Origin of the sequence: Streptococcus sp. 9.1 (assembly GCF_016648815.1) — a bacterium.
Classification (GTDB): domain Bacteria; phylum Bacillota; class Bacilli; order Lactobacillales; family Streptococcaceae; genus Streptococcus; species Streptococcus salivarius_E.
Genome location: NZ_JACLQS010000004.1, coordinates 39,231 through 62,276, shown reverse-complemented (window position 1 = coordinate 62,276; position 23,046 = coordinate 39,231). Strand labels below are relative to the sequence as shown.

Annotated in this window: 22 protein-coding genes and 3 pseudogenes; 6 read left to right on the top strand and 19 right to left on the bottom strand. The window is 41.8% G+C overall.

Features of this window, described 5'->3' with window-relative positions:
- The first annotated feature begins 95 nt into the window (after positions 1–95).
- Together H7T93_RS04630 and H7T93_RS04625 are read left to right on the top strand one after the other, a co-directional pair.
- Entirely contained in the window at positions 96–2,810 is a 2,715-nt protein-coding gene (locus H7T93_RS04630) for a DEAD/DEAH box helicase family protein (RefSeq protein WP_201041632.1), read from the top strand.
- Between the two features lie 72 nt (positions 2,811–2,882).
- Positions 2,883–3,518: an HAD hydrolase-like protein gene (locus H7T93_RS04625; RefSeq protein ID WP_060775864.1), complete on the top strand. Its 636-nt coding sequence runs from the start codon at positions 2,883–2,885 to the stop codon at positions 3,516–3,518.
- 60 nt (positions 3,519–3,578) lie between these two features.
- Here the strand turns inward: H7T93_RS04625 and H7T93_RS04620 are convergent, their stop codons facing one another.
- The 8 genes and pseudogenes from H7T93_RS04620 to H7T93_RS04585 all read right to left on the bottom strand — a co-directional run bounded on the left by H7T93_RS04620 (position 3,579) and on the right by H7T93_RS04585 (position 11,378).
- Positions 3,579–4,343, bottom strand: coding sequence for a nucleoside phosphorylase (locus H7T93_RS04620; RefSeq protein ID WP_038676074.1), 765 nt, complete (start codon positions 4,341–4,343; stop codon positions 3,579–3,581).
- Between the two features lie 316 nt (positions 4,344–4,659).
- A complete protein-coding gene (locus H7T93_RS04615; protein WP_260313906.1) occupies positions 4,660–6,882 on the bottom strand; it encodes a heavy metal translocating P-type ATPase in 2,223 nt (740 codons plus the stop codon).
- A gap of 10 nt (positions 6,883–6,892) precedes the next feature.
- The gene (locus tag H7T93_RS04610) at positions 6,893–7,264 is read right to left on the bottom strand and encodes a cupredoxin domain-containing protein (RefSeq protein ID WP_002891015.1); all 372 of its coding nucleotides are present in this window, start codon (positions 7,262–7,264) and stop codon (positions 6,893–6,895) included.
- Positions 7,265–7,282: 18 nt separating this feature from the next.
- Positions 7,283–7,678, bottom strand: coding sequence for a CopY/TcrY family copper transport repressor (locus H7T93_RS04605; protein ID WP_003013309.1), 396 nt, complete (start codon positions 7,676–7,678; stop codon positions 7,283–7,285).
- 164 nt (positions 7,679–7,842) lie between these two features.
- Positions 7,843–8,136: pseudogene (locus H7T93_RS04600) on the bottom strand (IS30 family transposase); the annotation flags it as partial.
- 6 nt (positions 8,137–8,142) lie between these two features.
- On the bottom strand, positions 8,143–9,180 hold the full coding sequence (locus H7T93_RS04595) for a zinc-binding dehydrogenase (protein WP_073688762.1): 1,038 nt from the start codon (positions 9,178–9,180) through the stop codon (positions 8,143–8,145).
- A gap of 95 nt (positions 9,181–9,275) precedes the next feature.
- Positions 9,276–10,370, bottom strand: a complete 1,095-nt coding sequence (gene hemH / locus H7T93_RS04590) for a ferrochelatase (RefSeq protein WP_201041630.1) — start codon at positions 10,368–10,370, stop codon at positions 9,276–9,278.
- A gap of 111 nt (positions 10,371–10,481) precedes the next feature.
- A complete protein-coding gene (locus tag H7T93_RS04585; RefSeq protein ID WP_201041629.1) occupies positions 10,482–11,378 on the bottom strand; it encodes a cation diffusion facilitator family transporter in 897 nt (298 codons plus the stop codon).
- A 132-nt stretch (positions 11,379–11,510) separates the two neighbouring features.
- Between H7T93_RS04585 and H7T93_RS04580 the strand changes: the two genes are divergently transcribed.
- Genes H7T93_RS04580 through H7T93_RS04570 form a run of 3 tightly spaced genes read left to right on the top strand, consistent with a single transcriptional unit; the run spans position 11,511 to position 12,919 of the window.
- Entirely contained in the window at positions 11,511–12,050 is a 540-nt protein-coding gene (locus H7T93_RS04580; RefSeq protein ID WP_207185604.1) for a TetR/AcrR family transcriptional regulator, read from the top strand.
- 15 nt (positions 12,051–12,065) lie between these two features.
- Positions 12,066–12,536, top strand: a complete 471-nt coding sequence (locus H7T93_RS04575) for an HXXEE domain-containing protein (RefSeq protein WP_195917935.1) — start codon at positions 12,066–12,068, stop codon at positions 12,534–12,536.
- A gap of 35 nt (positions 12,537–12,571) precedes the next feature.
- Positions 12,572–12,919 (top strand): hypothetical protein, encoded by a 348-nt coding sequence (locus H7T93_RS04570; RefSeq protein WP_195917934.1) that lies wholly within the window; start codon positions 12,572–12,574, stop codon positions 12,917–12,919.
- Positions 12,920–13,115: 196 nt separating this feature from the next.
- Here the strand turns inward: H7T93_RS04570 and pnuC are convergent.
- Positions 13,116–13,439: pseudogene (gene pnuC / locus H7T93_RS04565) on the bottom strand (nicotinamide riboside transporter PnuC); the annotation flags it as partial.
- Positions 13,440–13,478: 39 nt separating this feature from the next.
- Here pnuC and H7T93_RS04560 point away from each other — a divergent pair.
- The gene (locus H7T93_RS04560; protein WP_195917933.1) at positions 13,479–14,105 is read left to right on the top strand and encodes an IS6 family transposase; all 627 of its coding nucleotides are present in this window, start codon (positions 13,479–13,481) and stop codon (positions 14,103–14,105) included.
- A 155-nt stretch (positions 14,106–14,260) separates the two neighbouring features.
- Here H7T93_RS04560 and H7T93_RS04555 read toward each other — a convergent pair whose 3' ends face one another.
- From H7T93_RS04555 to budA, 10 genes and pseudogenes are all read right to left on the bottom strand, one after another.
- Positions 14,261–15,061 (bottom strand): energy-coupling factor ABC transporter ATP-binding protein, encoded by an 801-nt coding sequence (locus H7T93_RS04555; RefSeq protein WP_195917932.1) that lies wholly within the window; start codon positions 15,059–15,061, stop codon positions 14,261–14,263.
- A complete protein-coding gene (locus H7T93_RS04550) occupies positions 15,048–15,884 on the bottom strand; it encodes an ABC transporter ATP-binding protein (protein WP_195917931.1) in 837 nt (278 codons plus the stop codon). The genes H7T93_RS04555 and H7T93_RS04550 overlap by 14 nt, the downstream gene beginning before the upstream one ends.
- Positions 15,860–16,651, bottom strand: coding sequence for an energy-coupling factor transporter transmembrane component T (locus tag H7T93_RS04545; protein WP_002885125.1), 792 nt, complete (start codon positions 16,649–16,651; stop codon positions 15,860–15,862). Before H7T93_RS04545 ends, H7T93_RS04550 begins: the two co-directional genes overlap by 25 nt.
- Complete coding sequence (locus H7T93_RS04540) at positions 16,651–17,253, bottom strand: membrane protein (protein ID WP_002884905.1); 603 nt, start codon at positions 17,251–17,253, stop codon at positions 16,651–16,653. The genes H7T93_RS04545 and H7T93_RS04540 overlap by 1 nt, the downstream gene beginning before the upstream one ends.
- A 318-nt stretch (positions 17,254–17,571) precedes the next feature.
- Positions 17,572–18,373 (bottom strand): annotated as a pseudogene (locus tag H7T93_RS04535) (PhzF family phenazine biosynthesis protein).
- A 111-nt stretch (positions 18,374–18,484) separates the two neighbouring features.
- Positions 18,485–20,005 carry an ABC transporter permease/substrate-binding protein gene (locus H7T93_RS04530; RefSeq protein ID WP_037603204.1) on the bottom strand — a complete coding sequence of 507 codons (1,521 nt, stop codon included), beginning with the start codon at positions 20,003–20,005 and terminating at the stop codon, positions 18,485–18,487.
- Positions 19,998–20,726, bottom strand: a complete 729-nt coding sequence (locus H7T93_RS04525) for an ABC transporter ATP-binding protein (RefSeq protein ID WP_037603202.1) — start codon at positions 20,724–20,726, stop codon at positions 19,998–20,000. Before H7T93_RS04525 ends, H7T93_RS04530 begins: the two co-directional genes overlap by 8 nt.
- A gap of 1 nt (position 20,727) precedes the next feature.
- On the bottom strand, positions 20,728–21,684 hold the full coding sequence (locus H7T93_RS04520) for a zinc-binding dehydrogenase (protein WP_037603200.1): 957 nt from the start codon (positions 21,682–21,684) through the stop codon (positions 20,728–20,730).
- Positions 21,685–21,702: 18 nt separating this feature from the next.
- Positions 21,703–22,152 (bottom strand): MarR family winged helix-turn-helix transcriptional regulator, encoded by a 450-nt coding sequence (locus H7T93_RS04515; RefSeq protein WP_037603199.1) that lies wholly within the window; start codon positions 22,150–22,152, stop codon positions 21,703–21,705.
- Between the two features lie 162 nt (positions 22,153–22,314).
- On the bottom strand, positions 22,315–23,034 hold the full coding sequence (budA, locus tag H7T93_RS04510; RefSeq protein ID WP_002891043.1) for an acetolactate decarboxylase: 720 nt from the start codon (positions 23,032–23,034) through the stop codon (positions 22,315–22,317).
- Positions 23,035–23,046 lie beyond the last annotated feature (12 nt).

Sequence of the window (23,046 nt, the reverse complement as noted above, 5' to 3'; positions counted from 1 at the left end):
TTAAAACAATCCTTCATTAGGATTGTTCAGCCCTAATAACAACCTTTTAGTTATCTGAACTGTGTTATAATGATAGATAACATTGGAGGGAAATTATGTTAGATCAGCTTTCATTTAAGGGACAATGGCGACAGTACCAACAGCGTGTTCTCGATAAAGCCGAAAGCTTTATGGAGGATGGTAAGATTCACTTGGTGGCTGCTCCTGGTTCTGGAAAAACAACCTTGGGAATTGAATTTATTCGACGTTTTGGTAAGCCAACTTTAATTTTAGTTCCAACAGTTACCATCCGTCAACAATGGGTAGATCGGATTAAACAAGCTTTTTTAAGTGATGCTAACCAAGCAGAGCAGATTATTTCACAGGATTTAAAAAATCCAAAAGTAATTACGGTTGCGACCTATCAGGCACTGCACAGTGCTATGAACCAAGTCGTGGGCAATAGTCTTATTGAAGACACAGATGATGAGGCTCAACAAGAGCATTTCGATTTTCAAGATTTCGATATTCGAAAAACCTTTGAGGACCTAGATTTAGGGACTCTTTGTTTGGATGAGTGCCATCATTTAAGAAACGAATGGTGGAAGAGTTTAGAGATTTTTCGTAAATCCTTTCCTAAAATTAAGATGATTTCCTTGACAGCAACACCCCCATACGAGGGAGAACCTGCACTTTGGGAACGTTATATTAGCATGTGTGGTGAGATTGATGAAGAAATTACAGTGCCTGAACTGGTTAAGGAAGGGACGCTCTGTCCTCACCAAGACTATGTCTACTTCGCCTTTCCAACAAAGGAAGAACGTGCACAATTGGACCGGTTTGAAAAGCAGAAACTTAACTTTCTAACTAAACTGTCTTCAGATATAAACTTTTCGAACACTATTCAGTCTAGTCCAGCACTAAGTGGCCAAATTGACGATGATGACCTATTGGCTAATCCTAAATATCTTTCTGCTATCCTGATTTTCTTACGGTCTAAAGAATTGCCTTTTCCTCAACGTTTTCAAGAACTTCTCGCTGCAAAAGCCTTGCCAACTTTTACGCTTGATTGGTTTGAAATCTTGCTTAATGGCATTATTTTTCAGGTTCCAAATTGGTTTGGATTTACTGAGGAAGCCTTTAACCAATTGAAAAGTGATTTGAAAGCAAACGGTCTTATCGAAAGAAATCAAGTTAAACTTATCCGGAATAAGAAACAAGATGTCCTGCTTAATCAATCATTGGGAAAACTCAATGCTGTTAGAGATATTTTTAAGGCAGAATATCAAGCTCTAGGAAATAATCTCCGTCAACTTGTTTTGACAGACTTTATACGTAAGGATTTTCAAATTCATTTAGGTGATAACAATGCTCAATTTACCCAATTAGGTGTCCTCTCTTACTTTGAATCTATTCGTAGAGAATTGATTGAACAGTCTTGGACGGTGCCTGTGGTTGTATTGACAGGAAGTTTAGTGGTTATTCCAACTTCAGCTAAAGAACATCTAGAGCGACTCATTCCTAATTCTCGTTTATCCTATGATGTTATTGGACAGTTGAGCCAAGAGGACTATCTTAAGGTCAGTATTTCTGGTTCCTATCATGATTTGGTTACTGCCCTTACCCAGCTTTTCCAAGAAGGACATATCCAGGTGGTTATTGGGACAAAGTCCTTGTTAGGCGAAGGTTGGGATGCACCTTGTGTTAACTCACTTATTTTAGCTAGTTTTGTTGGAAGTTTCATGCTAAGCAATCAGATGCGAGGTCGTGCCATCCGTGTTTGGCCTGACAATCCTAATAAAACAAGTAATATCTGGCATTTGGTTTCTATTAATTTATCACCAAAGAAATGGATTGAGATTCAAAATGCCGAAGAAAAATATGACGAGACATTAGAGCTACAATTGTATGGACTTAGTCCTGACCTAGACTTGTTAGAAAGGCGTATGACACAGTTTCTAGGTCTCCATTATCAAGAGCCCACTATCGAATCAGGCATTGATCGCCTTGACCTCAATCAAATAACTTTTAGTCAAAAGGGTCTAGAAAAACTTAATCAAAATGCCATTACACTTTCTCAAAAACGTCAGGAGCTTAAGGACCGTTGGCAACAAGCTCTCCCACTATATGAAGATATGGAAGTGGTCAACCAAGTTGAGATCGACAAACAATTTCTACCGTTGGCATACCTTAATGATTGGATGAAGGCCTTTCTTATTTTCCAAGCCTTTGCTGCCACTTATTTTATCATTGATGTAACAAAATACTTTATTGTTGGAAAGCCGTTTGTTCATAGTCTACCGATACTTCTACTTGCTCTTCTTCTACTGGCTGTCTTCTGGGGAAGATATTTTATCTACAGGAGTCCTTATAAACGGTTAGAAACATTTGGTAAAGCTATCCACCAAGCCCTTCTTGATTCAGGTCAGATTGAGACTGAAGAGTCTGCTCCTAGAGTGGTAAAAGATAGTAAACAGGTGATTTATAACGCTATCTATCTCAAGGGTGCTAGCATGAGGGAGAAAGAAATCTTTGCTCAGGCTTTGACTGAGTTTTTCGCTCCTATCGAAAATCAACGCTATATCTTAAAGTCTTGTCACAAGGTGAAAGATCAAACCGAATTTTTTGCCGTTCCAAGTATGTTTGAAAAGCGTAAGGCAGATGCAGAGTCTTTCCTCCGACACATCCAAAAAAGTGTAGGAAAATATAACCTCATTTATACGCGAAGTGTTCAAGGTCGTCCTATTCTTCTGGAAGCTCGTATCAAAGCACTTGGAAATAAGCAAGAACGTACCGTTACACATAAAAAAGTTATGTCAACTTTAGAATGATAAATAGACCTAACCACTTAAACCGTTTTTATCATGATATAATAAACCAAGGACACTATATTGGAGAATTCTATGACACTCACACACATTTTTTTCGACCTTGATGGGACTCTCGTTGATAGTTCTGAGGGAATCCACAATGGTTTTGTTCAAACCTTTGAAAGACTAGGCCTCCCTGTTCCTAGTGATCAGAAAATTCGTACCTTTATGGGACCACCTCTCGAAGTAACCTTTAAAGAAGAGATTAGTGAAGAAGGTGCTGACCAAGCTGTCAAAATTTATCGTGACTATTATGAGACTAAAGGGCAATTGGAGGCTCAGCTCTATGATGGCATAAAAGAAATCCTTCAACAACTTAGTCAAGCTTCTAGCAAGAGAATCTTTATTACAACTTCAAAAAATGAACCTATCGCTCTGGAGATGTGCCAACACCTTGGAATTACTGAATATTTTGATGGCATTTATGGATCTACTCCTAGTGCCTTTCATAAGGCTGATGTCTTGCAGCGTGCCATTACTGAAAATCAAGCACCTAAAGACCAGTCGGTCATTGTTGGTGATACCAAGTTCGACTTGATTGGTGGAAAAACGGTTGGCATCAAAACAATAGCGGTGACCTGGGGATTTGGGAAAAACGAAACCCTTTTGGCAGAAAATCCTGATTTTATAGCTGATACCACCCAAGAATTTTGTGATATTTTGAAATAATAATTTAAATCTAAAAAGAGCACGATTATATAGTCATGCTCTTTTTCTATTGAATTAGGATTACATCTGGACAATGATATCCAGACAAAGCTCTAAAGCCTTATCAAAAGCCTCTGAACCCCAATCTCGTTGATTGTAATTCTCTATATCTGCAAGGGAATCTGCAGTAAAGAGAAGTAAGCCCCAAATAGCTCCACGAAATTGAGCAACTGCTGCTAGTGCGGCACATTCCATCTCTACAACACTACAGCCCTCTTCAATACGATAGGAAATCTTGTCCGATGTCTCCCTATAAAAGCCATCTGTCGACCAGGTCATGACCTCTTCATAGGGGATTTTCTTTTGCTTTAAAGTTTTCTCAATGGCTACAAGAGCTTTTTCATTCATGTCTATATAGCGAGATGGCGCAACATAGTGGTAACTTGCACCTTCATCTCGCAAAGCTCTCGTCGGAATCAAAAAAACATTCTCTGGCATGTCTACCAAGACGCCACAAGTTCCAGTTGATATGATTTGCTTTACGCCATAACCAATTAGCCAATCAAGAAATTGTGCAGCTGCAGCTGATCCAACTGGAGCTTGAGCTAAGCAAATCTCCTCCCCGTTGTAAGTCATGACATAAACAGGATAGGTTTTGGTTGCAGAGACAAATTCACCAACTTTTTCAGCGCCAACAGAAGTCGCATAGCGATCGACTTCTTCCTCTAAAAAGCCGTAAACACACCTAGGCGGCAAGTCCAAACCTAAATCCTCATGGGTCGGCATAATCACAGCCTGAGGATTGTCATCAAACTCTAAAATTGGGATTTCATGTTTGTGTATCATCTGTTACCTCCTAAGTTTTAAGAATTATTATATCAAAAAATGCAAACTGATTATATGATTTCATAAAATCTTTTAGCTTATAATCAAGGAAAATAGATGATTAAATCATAACACCTAAAAAAAGGCATGAATCTGTTTTAGTCAGAAATATGTCTTTTTTGTGTTCTATTCAAGAAAGATTATTTCAATCAGCTTTTATTGTCTCACGAAAACCTCTGATGTTAAGTACCTATTCACGATACTCTGATGACTGTAGAAGAAGACAAAAAAATGGTACAGAATATTAAATGAATTCTGTACCATTTTTTTATTGAGTCTAATCAATTTTCGCAACATTGAGAAGCAGCGAGCTAGTCAAAACAGACACAGAACTAAGGGCCATAGCAAGACCTGCTAGTTCTGGATTGAGGGTCAATCCCAGTCCTACAAAGACTCCAGCAGCAATTGGAATCCCAAGGATATTGTAGATAGAGGCCCAGAAGAGATTGAGTAAGATCCTGCGGAAGGTCTTTTGACTCATGTCAAAGGCGCGCACAACGCCAAGCAAATCATTTTGCGTGAGCACGATGCCACCGGACTCGATCGCAATATCCGTTCCAGATCCCATAGCGATCCCCACATCCGCGATCGAGAGAGCTGGAGCATCATTGATCCCATCTCCAACAAACGCGACCTTGCTAGCTTCTTGCAGTTTTTGGATGGCGCTAGCTTTTTCTTGAGGAAGGACATCAGCAATGACGGTGTCAATTCCCACTTGCTTAGCAATAGCTTGGGCCACCCGTTCATTATCCCCCGTTAACATGACCGTTTTCAAGCCCCGTTCTTTGAGCTTTTTGATCGCTTCTTTTGAGCTGGCCTTCGGAGCATCTTGAATGGCAATCAAGCCAATCACTTGCCCATCCACAGCCAAATTGATCACTGTTTTGGCCTGCTCTTGCAACTCTACCATCCGTTTTTCAAGCTCCGGATCCATCGCTGTCCCGTCATGAAGTTTACCATTTCCCAAGGTCACCAACTGCTGGTCGATTTGACCTTGGACCCCTTTTCCTTCAATCGCTTGGAAGTTTTCCACAGGGGATAACACCAAACCTTTTTCTTCTGCTTGGGATAACACCGCTTGGGCTAGTGGATGTTCTGAAAAAGTTTCAAGACTAGCAGCCAGTGTCAAGACACGCGCTTCATCTCCTACAACATCGGTTACAAGTGGTTGGCCAATGGTAATGGTCCCTGTCTTATCAAACACAACGGTTTGAATCTTTTGCACTTCTTGAAGAACTGTTCCATTTTTAATCAGAACCCCCATCTTGGCACTACGGCCGGTTCCGACCATCAGGGCTGTTGGGGTTGCTAAACCAAGGGCACAAGGACAGGCAATAATGAGGACAGATACTGCATAGAGCATGGCCTCTTGAAGCGATGCGCCCAGAAGCACGGACCAAACCCAGAAAGTCGCAATGGCCAAAATCGTCACCACTGGAACAAAGATACCTGAAATCTTATCCGTCAAATCTTGAATAGGAGCACGACTGGATTGGGCCATTTTGACAAAGTCCACAATTTGAGATAAGAGGGTCTCACTACCGACTTTTTCAGCCTTAAAGAGAATGGTCCCATTGCTGTTGATAGTGGAGCCGATCACTGCATCACCAACTGATTTTTCCACAGGTAAGCTTTCACCTGTCACCATCGACTCATCAATGGTCGTACTCCCTTCTACAATCGTCCCATCAACCGCAATCTTTTCCCCAGGACGGACCCGAATCAAGTCATTAATTTGGATATCTTCTGCCGCCACCTCGACATAGTTCCCATCACGGAGAACTTGAGCCGTTTTTGCCTGCAAATCCAACAACTTTTCCACAGCCTCGGAGGCATTGTTACGCATCCGTTCTTCAAAGATTTGCCCTAAGAGGATAAAGAAGATGATAAAACCCGCAGCCTCAAAGTATACTGGCTGACCAGTAAAAAGGGCAAATACACTATAGACATAGGCTACCAGGGTTCCAAGAGCTACCAAGGTATCCATATTGGAATGGTGCTTCTTAAATGAGGCCCAGGCACTCTTGATAAAAGGTACTCCTGCTACCAACATGATCGGCGTTGTCGCTAGAAAAGTCCCCCAGCGACTGACTGGATGGGATACAAATCCTGCCCACATCCCGATCATCAAGATCAATAAAGGAAGGGTAAAGATACTAGTAATCCAAAAGCGACCCCGTAAACTTAAGACACGACGGCGTTTTTCCACAACCGTGTAGGAACCCTTTTGCATCTTCATTCCACATGAAAACTCAAAGAACCCTGTTTCTGTCGGGGTAAAGGATATCACCTTATCCACACCGACTTCCAAAGGCTCTAAAATCCCCTGATCTTCAAACAAAATTTCCTTGTAACAGCCGGAAGGATTGACCCGATGGAAGGTGATTTCAGCAGGGATTCCTTTCTGAAGTTGAAATTCTTTGGGACTATAGCCCTTTTCTGCTGTAATACGGATCTTTTGCACTCCGTTTTCCACAACTGCTTTTTGTTTTTCTACCATACCTACTCCTTTATTCCACAATCATTTGACCATGCATCATGTTCATTCCACATGAATACCCATATTCGCCCGCTTTTTCTGGCGTAATTTCAATGACATGTTTTTCACCTAAAGGCAAATCTTCATGAACGCCAAAATCTGGAAAGATCACTTGAGCCAGACATGAAGATGGATCCTTGCGATTAAAGATGATCCGGGCTGGAACATTCTTTTTCAGGACAATGGTTTCAGGCGAATAGCCCCCCATGACTTCGACTTCAATTTCTTGATAACCTGATTTCTGACGAGCGTGGCCGCTTACCTTTTCATGCTCTGCAAAGAACCACCAAGCAATAAAAGCAACCCCAAGTAAACAAACAATACTTATTAACAATCCAAACATGGAAATTCCTTCTTTCTATTACATACAATTGCAAGGGACTGTTTCGACAGCCTCAGCTTTCTTTTCTTCCAGGACCTGCTGTAGCTGATTAAGATCTGCAAGCGTAAAGTCACTCTCCTGAATCAAGTTTTCAAGCACCTGGACAATTCTTTTTGAGCAAACCTTGTCTTTCACATCCTCAACCACCAAGTCTAAACCCTGGTCCTGCTTCAACAAAGCCGAGTAGACAAAGGCTTTGCCAGATTTTTCTCTGGTCAGACAGCCTTTCTCCACCAAGCGGGTCAAGAGAGTCTTGATGGTCGACTTCGACCAGTCAAAGCGCTCGGACAAGACGGCGATCAAATCCGTGCTGGTCTGCTTGCCTTCCATCCAGATAATCTTCATGATGCGCCATTCCGCATTGGAAATTTGCATGACCTCTCCTTTTTAAATCTACATTTGTAAACCTTACAATGTTATTCTACTCCTAAGGTTTACATTTGTCAACCAAAAGTTTTAAAAAAAAACAAATCTTTCTTTGAAGATTTGTCTGGTTGGGCTTTTTCCACTCCCTATTTTTATCTCCCTAAATTGTCAAATTAAGTTAGATTTTTCATGTAACTCAGAAAAACTTGGTATGGTGTTTGATAATTCAAAGACTTCCTAGGAAGTCTATTTCTTTTATCAGCTGGAGGTGATAAATAATTTTGAGAAATATTCGTAAAATCCATTTGTTTAGGTAGTCCATTTCGTCTTAATAAGCCATTAGAATGTTCATTGAGACCTCGTTGCTCAGGACATCCTGTATCCGCAAAGAAAATATCAATGTCATGTGCATTCGAAATAGATTTCCAATTAGAAAATTCTTTTCCGCAATCAAAAGTGATCGACTTAATTCGTTACTCTATCACAATCATAGCCTTAATAGACTTGCGTTCATCCATATCTTTATAGGCTTGATTAATATCTTCCAATTTATAACTTGTCGTAAAGACTCGGCCTGGATTGATGTCGCCATCAAGAACAGCTTTTAACAAAACTTGTTTATCATAGGTTGTGACAGAGGCTGGTCCGCCACCAATCGTTGTATTTTGTCCAAAGGTTGATCCAATGGCACGATTTTCATAGTGTGGAACACCAACAAATCCCATGCGACCACCATTATGAAGCACGCCAAGAGCTTGATCTACCGCTGCTTCTGTACCGACACATTCGAGAGCTGCATCTGCTCCTCCCCCGAGGATTTCACGAACTTTGGCAATTCCTTTTTCGCCACGTTCAGCAACAACTGCTGTCGCTCCTGACTCCAAAGCCATTTTTTGACGATCTTCATGACGACTCATAAGGACAATTTGTGAAGCACCACGCATCTTAGCTGCGATGACAGCACATTGACCAACAGCCCCATCTCCGATAACGACCACCTTATCACCTTTTTGCACATTAGCCACACGCGCCGCATGGTAACCCGTCGGCATGACATCAGCCAGTGTCAAAAGTGACTTGAGCATGCCTTCACTATAATCTGAAGGTTGCCCAGGAATTTTGACAAGGGCCCAGTTGGCAAAGTGGAAACGGATATACTCAGCCTGCACGCCCCCAGACCAGTTATTACCTGGGTGGTTGTCACAAGAGCCATCAAAACCAGCACGACAGGCATCACACTGTCCACAACCATGTGTGAAAGGGGCAATGACAAAGTCACCTGGTTTTACTGTAGTAACTTCCTCGCCAACTTCTTCGACAATTCCGATAGCCTCATGACCGCTATTTCTATGTCCTTCTTCCATTTCCGGATTACGGTAACTCCAAAGGTCCGATCCACAAACGCAAGTACGTACTATCTTGATAATGGCATCATCTGCCTCTTGAATGCTTGGACGTTTGATTTCCTCAATGCCGACCTGCCCAGCTTTGGTATAAACTGCTGATTTCATTTAATAACCTCTATTCTTTCGTTACTGATAGTATATACTTTTTAACAAGAGATCGCTCACATCAAACACTCCCTATTACGGTCATATTTAGTTACTTAATCATATTTTTTTCCATACTTCTTTTCAAGCATTTTCTTTACTAGATATGGCATCTTGACATTCTCTCGACCTTTTTTAGCAATCAATTTTTTGACGAAATCAGGCATCTGAATATCTTCCTCCTCTTCTAAAATCTGTCCTGTGTTTGAAGGAGCTTCCAACTCATCAAAAGTCTCTAGCTGAGGATGATAGTAACGATAGTCACCGTCTATATGAGACTGAATGGTTGAAAGAAGGGCTTTAATCAAACGAGAATCGCTATTTGGCATAGGAGGACGGTGATAGGCCACACCAAGCTCATGACAAAGCTCCTTACACTCCACATCATTATCAAAAAGAACCTCAATATGCTCACTAATAAAAGCTATCGGGACAAAAATATAGTGGTCAGGGTGTTCCTTCTCATCATGAAGGTATTCTAAGACATCAGGTTTAATCCAAGGAATACCAATATCACTTTCACTCTGCCATGTATTGGTATACTGGTCTTCTTCAAGTCCTAAAATTTCCACAATCAAGCGAGTATTGTCATAAATCTGATCGATATAAGGATCGCCAAAATCAAGGGCTAAAACTGGGACACTATGAGCTGAAAAAATCACCTTATAGCTGTCATCTCTAATTTGATCTAAAATATTTCTAATCTCATCAGCCCAATAGTGAAGGAGTGAAGGTTCTTGGTACCAATCCTTGATAATTTGGAACCTAATCTGCTCACTTTCTAAAAATTTCTCATATCCCATGACAGAATAGTAAGAATAATGAGGCTCTAAAATCAAGCACAAACATTCTTCAATTCCGTCATTCTCCATCTCTTTGATTACATCAGTGATAAAAGGGCGGGAAAATTTATTAGCAAAGTAGACCGACGCTTGATTTCCAAGAGCAGAAGCAACCAAATCCACTTCTTCTCTAGTTATCCTTTGAAGTGGAGTTCCACCAATTCGGACGTAATTGTCATATAAAGTCTGAATTTCATGTGGTTCAGGACGAACACCACGCCGGATATTCGTGAAAAACTCTGCTACTCCTTCATAGGTAATCTCTTCTGGTGACCCAAAGGTCATCATCAACACAGCTCTCTTACTCATAATTACTCCTTGTTCTACATTTGTTCTATTTTATCATGAAAAGGTTTACTTTAGGGAACTTGGTATCAAAATAACTCTTAAAGGTAGACTCTAAGAGTTTAAAAACAAACCTTAATGATGGTGTTGCTGCTCACTTTCTGCTTCCAGCTCTTCGATATTTCGCTTGTGAGCTCGGTGGGTTGCCAAGTCTTCATCAACTTCGATGGTGACATTTTGAAAGCCACTCTCTTTGAGCAAGCCTCGGATAGACTCTTTACAGACCTCCATATGTTTGACATGGTCCAGACAAACATGGACAATAGCATTTTTCTCCAAGCCATCCATGGTCCAAAGATTAAGCTGATTGATACTAGCGACATTATCCAACTGCTCTAAATCATTCTTAACTTGCTTGATATCTACCCCTTCTGGAACTGCATCGAGGAAAATCCTGAGCGTGCTCCAAAAACGTGGAATGGCTTTTGATAGAATAAAGAGAGAAATGGCAAGGGACAGGAGCGGATCGAGGATATACCAGTCAGTATATCTGAGGACAATGGCCATTAAGATGACGGCCAACCAACCCAAGGTGTCTTCCAGAAAGTGCAGGCTGAGAATGGATTCGTTCTTGGTTTGTCCTTTGCGAATGACGAGACTCGCTAGCACATTGATACTGACGGCTATGATTCCTAGCCAGAGGATGCCCTCATCGTTGACAGGTTGTGGGTGAAAGATTTTCGTTATATTTTCCAAAATAACCAGAACGGACCCTGTCATGAGAATCACTGCCGTTACCATGGCCCCTAAAAGGCTAAAGCGCTTGTAGCCCAAGGTATAGCGGCTGTCTTCTTCACGATTGGAAATACTCTCCAAAAAGGCGGAGATCCCAATAGCGATCGCATCCCCCAAGTCATGGACCGAATCCGCAAGGACCGCACTGGATCCAAAAATCCCTCCTGCAATAAACTCAACAATGGCATAACTCAAATTCAAGAAAAAAGCGATCCAGACCGCATGTTTTGTCTTCATAATCCTATTTCCTTTGTTATAATAGATTCATGAACATCATGTTCATTATCATTATCTAACATTCACAACAGAAAGGATAGGGGCAAACCGTTTAGGGTGTACGTTACTGAACAGTTTGTTCGAAGTGTCCATATGACAGCACAGGATCGTCGCATCACCAAAACTCGAAAAGCCATCTATCATGCTTTCTTACACTTACTCAACCAAAAAGACTACGAAGCCATCACGGTTCAGGAAATCATTGATCTTGCTGATGTAGGACGCTCGACCTTTTACAGCCATTACGAGAGTAAGGAACTCTTGCTAGATGAACTCTGTCAAAAGCTCTTTCACCATCTCTTTGAGCGTGCTGAACACCTCTCCCCACAAGACTACCTGGCCCATATCTTTCAGCATTTCAAGAAAAATCAAGACCATGTGACCAGTCTCTTGCTCTCTAAAAACGATTATTTTATCCGGCAACTGCGAAAAGAGCTGGAACATGATGTCTACCCAATGGTAGCCGACGAACTCATCAAAGCCCATCCAACTCTCCCTCACTCTTACCTCAAACACTTGGTCGTCAGCCATTTCATCGAAACCCTCAGCTGGTGGTTGAAAAAAGGCAAGTCCTACACCGAACAAGAAGTGATTCAGTTTTATTTGGAGATTTTAAAAGTGGGGTCGAACTAGAAGGGAGTATTTTCAATGACCAGCGTGCAATTTTACTTTCTATTTCCATCACTCTTCATGCTTCACGAACTGGAAGAAATCGTTTGGATGCCATCCTTTATCAAAAAAATATCAATCCAGTATCCAAACAATCGAATCCTATCTTATTACACTCCTTTTGCTTTCAATGCCATTGTCTTGGAGCAATTTCTGTTCCTGCTTCTATCGCTTTTTCTTAGCTACCAGTTTAGCAACTATACCATTTACGCAACCATTGTGATTGCTTATATCTACCATGTATTAGGGCATCTAGTTCAGACAATTGTAATACAAAAATATGTTCCTGGCTTGTTAACGGGAATTCTAACGAGTGGGTTTACTCTATGCAATCTCAAAAATGAATTTCCAATTAAACTTTATGGTTACTCTCTTTTTACTTTATTGGTTATCATTTTAAATCTTGTAGTATCATTTATGATTCTTAATAAGATCAGTCATAAAAAATAGCATTCAGGCAATCATATTTAAGAAAGGAAACGTCTATGTCACTTTATCTCATCTTTAGCATCATCACTGTCTTCTTAGCTCTTGCTTTTGTCCTGCTTCATCTTGCTGCAGCTGTATCAGCTATTCTAAAAGGCAAAAAAAGCTTAGGAACTGGATTTATAATAATAGGTGCAATTGCTTGTATCTCATCCCTTCTTCTTGTTATAGTTAATCGTACCTTGGCATTTTATATATGGCTATTTGCTAGCTCGACAATTTGCGGGGGCGCTCTCCTAAATGGTCAAAATAACAAAAAATTCAATAAATCACACCACCAAATTCGTTTTGTCATTGACTTGATTATTACTTTTTTGCTATATGTTTGGCTATTTCTATTCCAATAATATGTGATTCTCACTTCTATAATACAATACAAAAATGCCTAGAGTACCAATCTAGGTCTTTTTAAGGATTTAGGTAAACGTACATTACTATCTTTATTCTAAATGTGATAATCATTGTCACTAGCTTCTACATAAGAGAAATAAACTCAAAAAGAGGACCCTACTGGATCCTCTTATTAATTGATAAACATAAGTACTAAGCTTTCTTAGCTGCCTTACTCCATTGGTACCAACCAACGAGACTGTTGATAAGGTAAATGAAACCAAAGGTTAACCACCAAAGTATACTAAATGATAGGTACTTGGTCCATCCAACCGTATCCAATTTACGAGCAACAAATTCCTGCTGTTCTTTTTTGAATTGGGCTTGATAAATCCAAACCAAGAGACCAATCGGCTGCATGATGGTGAAATAGAGTGTTGTCAAAACCTCACCGTAGAAGCCTTTTTGAAGGGCAAGAAAAAGATAAATGACGGAATTGATCAGACCAAAGGGATAGTTACTGGCACGACCTTCAGCTTCTCAAAGAGCAGAAAAAAGGTTAGTAAGGCTTGAGAGATGAATCATTTTAAAGGCAAACAATTCCAACAAGACGTCATCATTGTCGCTGTTGGTTACTACCTACGTTACAATCTGAGCTATCGTGAACTTCAGGAATTGCTTTATGACCGTGGAATAAATGTTTGTCACACTACGATTTATCGGTGGGTTCAAGAATACAGTAAAATCCTCTATCATCTCTGGAAAAAGAAAAATAAACAGTCCTTCTATTCGTGGAAAATGGATGAAACCTATATCAAAATTAAGGGGCGTTGGCATTATCTCTATCGAGCGATTGATGCGGACGGTTTAACATTGGATATCTGGTTACGAAAGAAACGAGATACTCAGGCGGCGTATGCTTTCTTAAAGCGACTCCATAAACAATTTGGACAACCTAGAGTCATCGTAACAGATAAAGCACCCCCTATAGGATCTGCATTTAGAAAATTACAGAGAAACGGATTATACACCAAAACAGAACATCGAACTGTGAAGTATCTGAACAATTTAATAGAACAAGATCATAGGCCAATTAAGCGACGGAATAAATTTTATCGAAGTCTCCGGACTGCCTCATCCACGATTAAGGGGATGGAGACCATTCGAGGAATATATAAAAAGAACCGAAGAAATGGTATATGATTATGACCATGAAACAAAGTAAAATCAAACCGAGTGATCTGAGGAAGCACCCGATGATCATGAAACGTTATTAAACACAAAAGTCACCCATGTGAGTTCTTGCCAGAAGCTGAAGTTAATCCTTCAACCTGGAAAACCCGCAGAGGTGACTTTTTCTATACATCTCGATTTTTCTGGCAATAATCATCAACCGATAAATATGTCTGTGAATCACCCAGCGACTCCGCTATGTCCATAATCCGCGGTGGTAGTAATCCCACTCGCTGGACAAGTTCGTGATCGCTGAACAATTCCCGTGGACTGCCGGCGAAGCCAAACTTCCCGTGTTCCATAACATACACCGACTCAAACTCGGCGGCGACCCAATCCATGTCATGGGTGATGGTCACAACTTGGTGGCCCGAATCAGCCAACTGATGGAAAATTGCGGTCAACTTGCGCCGGCTTTCCCAATCAAGCGACATCATCGGCTCATCAAATAAATAAATCGCCGGATCCACTGCCAAAACTGTGGCAACGCTCAACAGCTTGCGTTCCGACAATGACAGGTCATATGGACTTTCAGCTGTTTTATCATCCAAGCCAACTCTTTTTAGAGCAGCTAAAGCCCGCCTCGTAATCGTGTCGTGATCATCCATGACCTGCGCGACACTCCACTCCACCTCTCGTTGAACGGTCGGGTTGAAAAGCTGATCGTCAGGATTCTGAAAAGTAATCCCAACCTTCAGTAACTTTTCGACTGGTTTAAGATCATTAAAATTTTCTCCATCGATCTTAATCACACCGGTTTGTGGTGTCAGCAAGCCCGTCAACAATTTGAAGAGCGTTGATTTGCCGGCACCATTTTGGCCGACAATCGCCACCATCGGATCGGCGAAGTGTTTGTCTTCAACATCCAAGCTAAAGGACCGTTCCGGATAAGTGAACGTCAAGTGGTTCAGTTCAATTGTGGGCATAACGAACCTCCTTCAGATCAGCGTCATTCACCGGATACCGGCCATCAGCCAAGTGCCAATCCATTTTTTGAGCAAGTTGCTGGATTGTCGGGGCTTGAATCTGCCAGTCAGCTGCCAAATGATTAAACACCTCACCCGGCCTACCCTGGGCTACCATTTGACCCTCGTGCAGCACCCACACAACGTCGGCGACTTCGCACAAATCGTCAATTTCACTGGTGACAATGAAGACAGTCGTCTCTTTGACTTGGGCCAGCCATTGGAAAAATTGTCGGCGGCCAAGGGGATCCATCTGACTGGTCGGATCATCCATAATCAAAACAGCCGGGTTAGCCGCAATCGCCGTGGCAATTGCCAACCGCTGGCTCTGACCACCGGAAAGGCTCTCGGGACGCAAATTCAGCTGTTCAATCAGCCCCATTTGCGTGGCAACTTCTTCAACCCGTTTTTGAATCAGTCCTTCAGCCATTCCCTGATTAATCAAGTCAAAGGCGATTTCATCGGCAACCGTGTCTGCCAACCCGCTTAGTTGGCCAGCTGGATTTTGCAGTACAACTCCATTCATGGCATTATAAACGGGCCAATTGTCGGACACTCGCTGGCCAAACATGTGCCAGTCGCCCTCAATCTCAGCAGACATAATTTTGGGAATGACCCCTGCCAGCACACGGCACAAAGTCGATTTGCCGGAGTGGCTATTCCCGATAATCCCAACCACCTGGCCGGTATGAACCTCCGCGTTAATCTGACGCAGTTGTGGTTGCTCAGTACCCGGATAACGGGTAGTCAAATTTTCAATTACAATCCGTTTATCTTCGTCCATATCTTCCACCCAATCAATAAAATTGCCAATCCAGTCAGACCAATGTGCAGCGTCCGCGACAGGCGATACACGCGCTGGGAGGTTCTGACAGTCCGGTTGAGATTATCAAAACCTCTCAGTTGGAGAGAAATCGACCGCGTCATCGATTGATCCAAGGTCTTAATCACCAATGGAATTAGAACCGGCAGGACTGACTTTAATTTCTGAATCAACGTTTTTTGCGGATTGGTTCCGCGAACTTTTTGAGCCTGCTGGATTTTCCGCATATTTCGCATCATTTCCGGTAAAATATAACACACCGACATCAGAACGTAGACGGTTTTATAAGACAATCCGGACATTTCCAAATAGGCCGCGTTTTCTGAAATACTCGTGGTCACCATAAAAAAGCCACTGGTCAAAATAATCACCAATACTCGACAACCCAGAGTGGTGGCGTAAATCAGGCCTTCTTTGTAGAACGACACCCCAAGCACAGAAAACAGCACAGTTTGATTCCGACTGTAAAATAACCCTTGGATGATCAGCATGGTGCAAATCAGAAACAGGCTGAATCCTAGCGCCTTAAAGATGGTAGAACTCAATTTGGAAAATAACAATAGCAGTGTTGCGACAAGAATTAATCCGGCCTGAAGCAATAAATTCATACTGGTAAAGCTCAACAACGTCATGTCCAAGATGAACAAGAGCTTAGTAATCGGATCGATCACCTGGTACCACTTGAGCTTGACCCGTGGCGCTCCAGAAATCAATGTTTGATCAGTCATCATTTATCACCACTAAAGAAGTGCACCATCCGCTTCGGCAGCTGACGATAGATGAAGAATGCCAGGTAGGCCACGCAGACTTTATCCAAAATATCCAAGACAAACTCATCGGTAAATGAGGCCAGCCACACTGGTGCATGATTGGCGACCATTACCGCAAACAATGAGTCACCCCAAGCGATACCGGTCTGACCACCCCAAAAGATGACGTTGAGTGGCGTTGAAATGACAGCTGAAACGAAGGCAATAATAATAGCAGAAACAAATACTCGTCGCGCTGACGAGAACCACCCATTGGCGTGCAAAACTCCGACAGCAATCCCAATTCCGATGCTGGTAATCGCATACACGGTTGAAATTGGCGATAAGGTAAGCCCATAGATCACGTTGTTGATGAAACCACTGATGGCACCGGCAACCGGCCCAGCCAACATGCTGGCAAGAAAGGTTCCCAAAGACCCCAGCCAAACGGGTAACTTTAACCCCTCCGCCAAGGCTTTGGCAACATAGTTAATCCCCACGGCAGCGGGAATCAAAGTCATGGTGGCAGCACTTAACTTAAATTTCCACATACTGGTACGATGAATCGGTTCTGTTTTCATAATCTTCTCCTTTTGTTTTTAAAGAGCCGTGTCAGGAATGACTTTCGGACGCAACGCTCTATAGAATAGTTATTAGAACCATATAGTCACTTTACCATACCATCCGTAGTCGACATGAGTTAATATAGTAAAATTACTATTTTTAAAAGTTCATAGTCTTATAATACGCTTATTTTCAAAATTGTCAAGTCTTTTCTGAAAATTCTTTAAAAAATGTTGTGAAATTTAAAATGCCTAGCTGAGCTAGACATCTTTCGACTGGGATTTTGTTTTCATTACTGTCACTAATACTTCTACGTTTTCGTAATCGACAGAAATTTAGTCCATGACATAAATTTCTCCACGACTATAGAGGGCAGCCTTTCCTGCAAGATAAATCCGATTGCCCTCCAAACGACAAATGAGAAGTCCACTACTCTCAGAAGCTTGGTAGGCCCTAAAATCTTCTTGTGCCAACTTATTAGCCCACAAAGGAATGACATGACAGTGTCCTGAGCCACAGACTGGATCTTCCTTGACTGATAATTTTGGAGCGAAACTTCGTGTCACAGTATCATACTTGCTTCCTTTGGCAGTGATATTCAGGAGGAGCCCATCTAAAGCTTTTACTTTATCAAAATCTGGACTTGCATTAATGACATCATTTTCATGAGGTAAGACACAGACTAGATCTCTTCCAAGCCATGCTTCAAGCGGATGGACACCGATTGCTTCTTCCATCTCACTTGTGACTGCAACCTGTTGCATGGAGTATGCTGGAAAATTCAGCTCATAGTACTCATCTTTTTTTGGTAACTAAAAGTTCCCCACTCTGTGTTGCAAAAGTTAAACTTTCAACATCCTTTTCAATAAATCGAAAGAGAACAAAGGCTGTTGCCAAGGTAGCATGACCACACAAATCGATTTCCCCACCGGGAGTAAACCAACGTAATTCATAGTGGTCACCATTTTTAACCGTAAAAGCTGTCTCTGAAAGATTATTTTCTTTAGCAATATTCTGTAAAGTATCATCTGACAACCATTTATCTAGAAGACAAACAGCCGCCGGGTTCCCTTTGAAAACAGAATCTGTAAAAGCATCGACGATAAATTGTTGGATGGTATATTGACTCATTGACATGAAGGGCTCCTTAATTTGTTATCTTTATTATATCTGAAAATAGGATAGAAAACAGACAAATAGTAACTAAAAAAGTTAATTGAAAAAGTTACTTTTTGTGCAAATTTTTCATTAGTTCTTAATAACACCTTCTTTTACCAAGAAATCATGTGCGACTTGGGCAGCCGGTTTACCTTCTACTCCGACTTGGTAGTTCATCTGGCTCATTTGCTCTGCTGTGATTTTACCAGCTAACTTGTTTAGAATGCCTTCCAATTCTGGATGTTTCTTAAGAAGAGCTTCTTTCATGAGGGGAGCCCCTTGATATGGCGGGAAGAGTTGTTTGTCATCCTCTAGGGCCACAAGGTCATAGCGAGCAAGCTCGGCATCCGTTGAGTAGGCATCTGTTATCTGGATTTCACCAGACTGGATCGCCTGGTAGCGAAGGGCTGGCTCCATGGTGGAGACTTGTAGATTAAGACCATAGACTTTCTGCAAGCCCTTGTTCCCATCCTCTCGATCATTAAACTCTAGCGTAAATCCCGCCTTGAGTTGTCCTTCCACCTTTTTCAAATCTGAAATGGTCTTGAGGCCATACTCTTGGGCAATTTTCTTAGGCACAGCGACAGCATAGGTATTCTGATAAGCCATGGGTTTGAGCAAGGCTAGGTTGTCTTGTTTCTTGATTCCATCTCGAGCTGCTTTGTAGACTGCTTCTGGATCATGGTCGACTTGCGGCGCCGGCTTGAGGAGACTTTCGGTCACGGTCCCTGTAAACTCTGGATAGATAGCAATATCCCCTTTTTTCAGTGCTTCATAGAGGAAGGTAGTCTTACCAAAATTTGGTTTAACAGTCACTGTCATGTCCGTGTTTTCTTCGATCAAAATCTTGTACATATTGGCTAGAATTTCCGGTTCAGGACCCAACTTCCCAGCGATGACCAGATTTTCTTTTTCCGGTTTGGGAAGAAGACTTGGCGTATAAGATACTCCTAATCCAATAAGCATTACCGCAAAAGCCGCAAAGATGGTCCGCAATTTGGCCTTTTCCATCCATTTGAGAAGAAGGTTAAAGGCGATGGCTAAGAAGGCAGAAGACAGGGCACCAATCAAAATCAGACTGGCATTATTGCGGTCAATCCCTAGAAGGATAAAGGAACCGAGTCCCCCTGCTCCAATCAAGGCAGCTAGGGTAGCCGTCCCGATAATCATCACAGCTGCTGTCCGAATCCCAGACATGATAACGGGCATGGCCAAGGGAATCTCGAACTTCTTGAGTCGCTCCCACTTGGTCATCCCAAAGGCGATTCCCGCTTCTTCAAGGCTTGGGTCAATCCCTTGTAAACCGGTGATGGTATTTTGAAGGATGGGGAAAATGGCATAGATGACGAGAGCTGTCAAGGCCGGAAGTGTCCCAATCCCCATGATGGGAATGAAGAGCCCCAAAAGGGCCATGGAAGGAATGGTCTGGAAGATCCCAGCTACCTGTAAAACCCAGTTGCTGGCTCTCTTGCGTGTACTTAAATAAATAGCCAGAGGGACCGCCAGAAAAATCGCAAGGAGCAAGGTCAGTAACGACAGTTGCAAGTGTTGGCAAAGGGCTGTGAGCCAGTCTCCAAAACGCTCTTGAAAGGTTGCAAGTAGTTTAGACATGGTGAGCACCTCCAAACAAATCTGCCACAAAGTCGTTGGCTGGTTGGGCTAGAATGGTATCAGAATCCGCTACCTGCACAATCTCTCCTTCTTGCAACACTGCAATCCTGTCCCCTAATTTTAAGGCTTCGTCTGTGTCATGGGTCACGAAAATAGTCGTCATACAAAATTCTTTGTGCAAGTCTTTGGTGAGAGCCTGTAGCTGTTTGCGAGAAATAGCATCCAAGGCTGAAAAGGGCTCGTCCATCAATAGAATCTTTGGCTCTGCAATGATGGCCCGCACAATCCCAATCCGTTGTTGCTCCCCACCAGATAACTCACTTGGCTTACGATTTGCATACTCTGCAGCAGGCAGACCAATCTTGTCCAAGAGTTCTTCAGTTTTAGTGGCTATTTGTCTTTTAGTCCACCCTTTCATCTCTGGAATTAAAGCAATATTCTCAGCGACAGTTAGATTTGGAAAGAGGGCAATGGCCTGCAAAACATAACCAGTAGAAAGACGTAACCCTCGTTCATCATAGTCCTTGATGCGTTTTCCGTCCATATAAATATTGCCATCTGTCGGCTCCAAAAGACGATTGATCATCTTGAGCATAGTGGTCTTTCCAGACCCTGAAGGACCCACTAGCACCATGAATTCTCCATTTTCAATGCGGAGATTGACATCTTTTAAAATGTCTGTATCCGTGTAGCGCAGGACTACATTTTTATATTCAATCATATTATTCCTCAATTTTCACAATTACTTTCCCGAAGGACTGGCTACTTTCAAGATAGGTGTGCGCTTCTTGTATCTCTTCTAGCTTATAAACCTTCTCAGGCCGGACATCCACTTGATACAATTCCACAAAATCAATCAACTCTTGGAGCATTTCATTTGAAACATTCCCCGAATAAAAGGTCGTTAAATAAACATTCTTCGCCAATTCAACAATTGGATCAAAATCAGCCAAGGTCCACTGACCACCTAATTGACCACAAGAGCAGATAATTCCTCCTTCACTTAAGTGATGGATACTATCTTTGATATGGCGAGGTCCCACTAGATCTAGAATTTTTGTGAAAGACTCCTCACTTTGCAAAACGCCATCCTTCTCCAAAATCACCTGATCAAATCCAACCACCTTCAATTGGTCTTCCTTGGCTAAATTTCGGCTAGTTCCTACCAAGTGAATCTCAGGAAATTTTCCTTTAAGCAGTTTAGCAAAAGCAATTCCTACACCACTGGTTGCTCCGCGAACTAACACGCAATCTTTCTCCTCAATCTTGAGATTAAGAAAAGAGCCAAAAGCTGTGTAATAGGTCTCAGGAAGGGCAATCAAGCTTTCCAAATCAAGTTCTGTCTTGATTGGATAAATTTGCTCATTTGGGAGAAGTGTATACTCTGCATAACCTCCATCAAAAACTCGCCCCATCTCCCCCATAATGGAAATGATTTGCTGTCCAATCTTCAAATCCGGTCGTGTCGTTTGTTCCACAAGACCGACACACTCAATTCCTAACACACGAGGAAATTGAACTGACGGCGATAAACCCTGACGGGTAAAAATTTCACTGTGATTGATACCAAATCCTTGAATTTTCACCAAGGTCCAACCGGCCTTCAAAATTGGTTTTTGTCGTTCGACAACTTCTAATACCTCTGGTCCACCTGGACTGCTCACAACAACTGCTTTCATAAGGTACTCCCTATTTTTTTAAAGTTCTTTCTCTTTAGCTTTTAGATTTGAGATTATACGCTCTTGATACTCCTCAAATTCTTGGATTTCGTTATCCGAAAAGCCTTGGTAGAATATCTCTCCCAGTTCCTGACTGACGCGATCTCCAATTTCTTTTTGCGTCCAACCTAAATCCGTCAAGACTACAAACTTCTTGCGCTTGTCCTGGTCACTCTGTTCAATCTTAACCAAGCCTTGCTCGACCAACTTCTTTATCATGCTAGTCAATGTGTTATTAGCTAGTCCCGTTGTTAGAGCAATATCAGTTGCAGTTGCCCTTCCTTGCTCTTTTTGCCATAAGACTGTTAAAATTTTCCCCTGTTCACTTCTGTATTGAGCATCTGGTTCCTTGCTCAAGAGTTTTTGAAAGATACGCCCATTCAACAAGCGTATCTGTAAAGCTTGGTATCCCCCTTGCATCTTGTCCATTTTGTCTCCTTTTTATTTCTATATCGAAATATCACAGTCATTGTATCACTGTTCGTTACATCTGTCAATTATTTCGATATCGAAATAATTATAAAAACAAAAAAACTTTCCTAATCATCAAGGAAAGTTCTAACTATAATCGATTGATAGCTTTAAAATATTTTATTCAGCCTTGGTAATATCTTCACGCATCTCATCGACATTGAATTTAGCAAAGAGATACTGACGGTCTTGAACTGGGAAACGTTGGTCGAGTTGGTCAACTGGACCAACTTCGATAATACCATTTTCAATAACAAAGTCCATAACGTGACCACCGAATGTCAAGTCGTCTGAAATAAAATGAAGGTGATAACCAGCAACACTCACACCGTGAAACATTTCTGGCGTCCAAATACCAACGATGGTACCTGAAATATCATCTACCTCGTACTCAGGTTGGCGAGTGGCAACATCAGCAAACTTAATATCCGCATTTGATTTAGGAATCATGCGCACGTGCATGTGTTTAAAATGACCCTTAATTTTGATAGAACGGAAGAGATTAACCCCATCATAGTAAGATTCAATACGATCCTCAAGTTCTTTATCAGTCATTTCATAACGTTGACGGAAGATAACTTCAGCTTGGTGAGGTACGACTGCTGCATAGGGAACTTTTTCATCTGGAGAAACTTCTACCACTTCGACTTTACCTTCAGAGCCTTTAGCTTGATAGGCTTTACCATCAAGAACAATCAACTCCCCATCAATAGAATCTAATGTTCCAAGACCCAAGTCTCCATGCTCCAACAATTCTCCAACTGTTAAAGTACCTCCATAAAGCCCAGCCATCAAGGCTCCCAAAGTATTATATTGAAATAATTTTATGGCTTCAGACATGTCTACACCCTC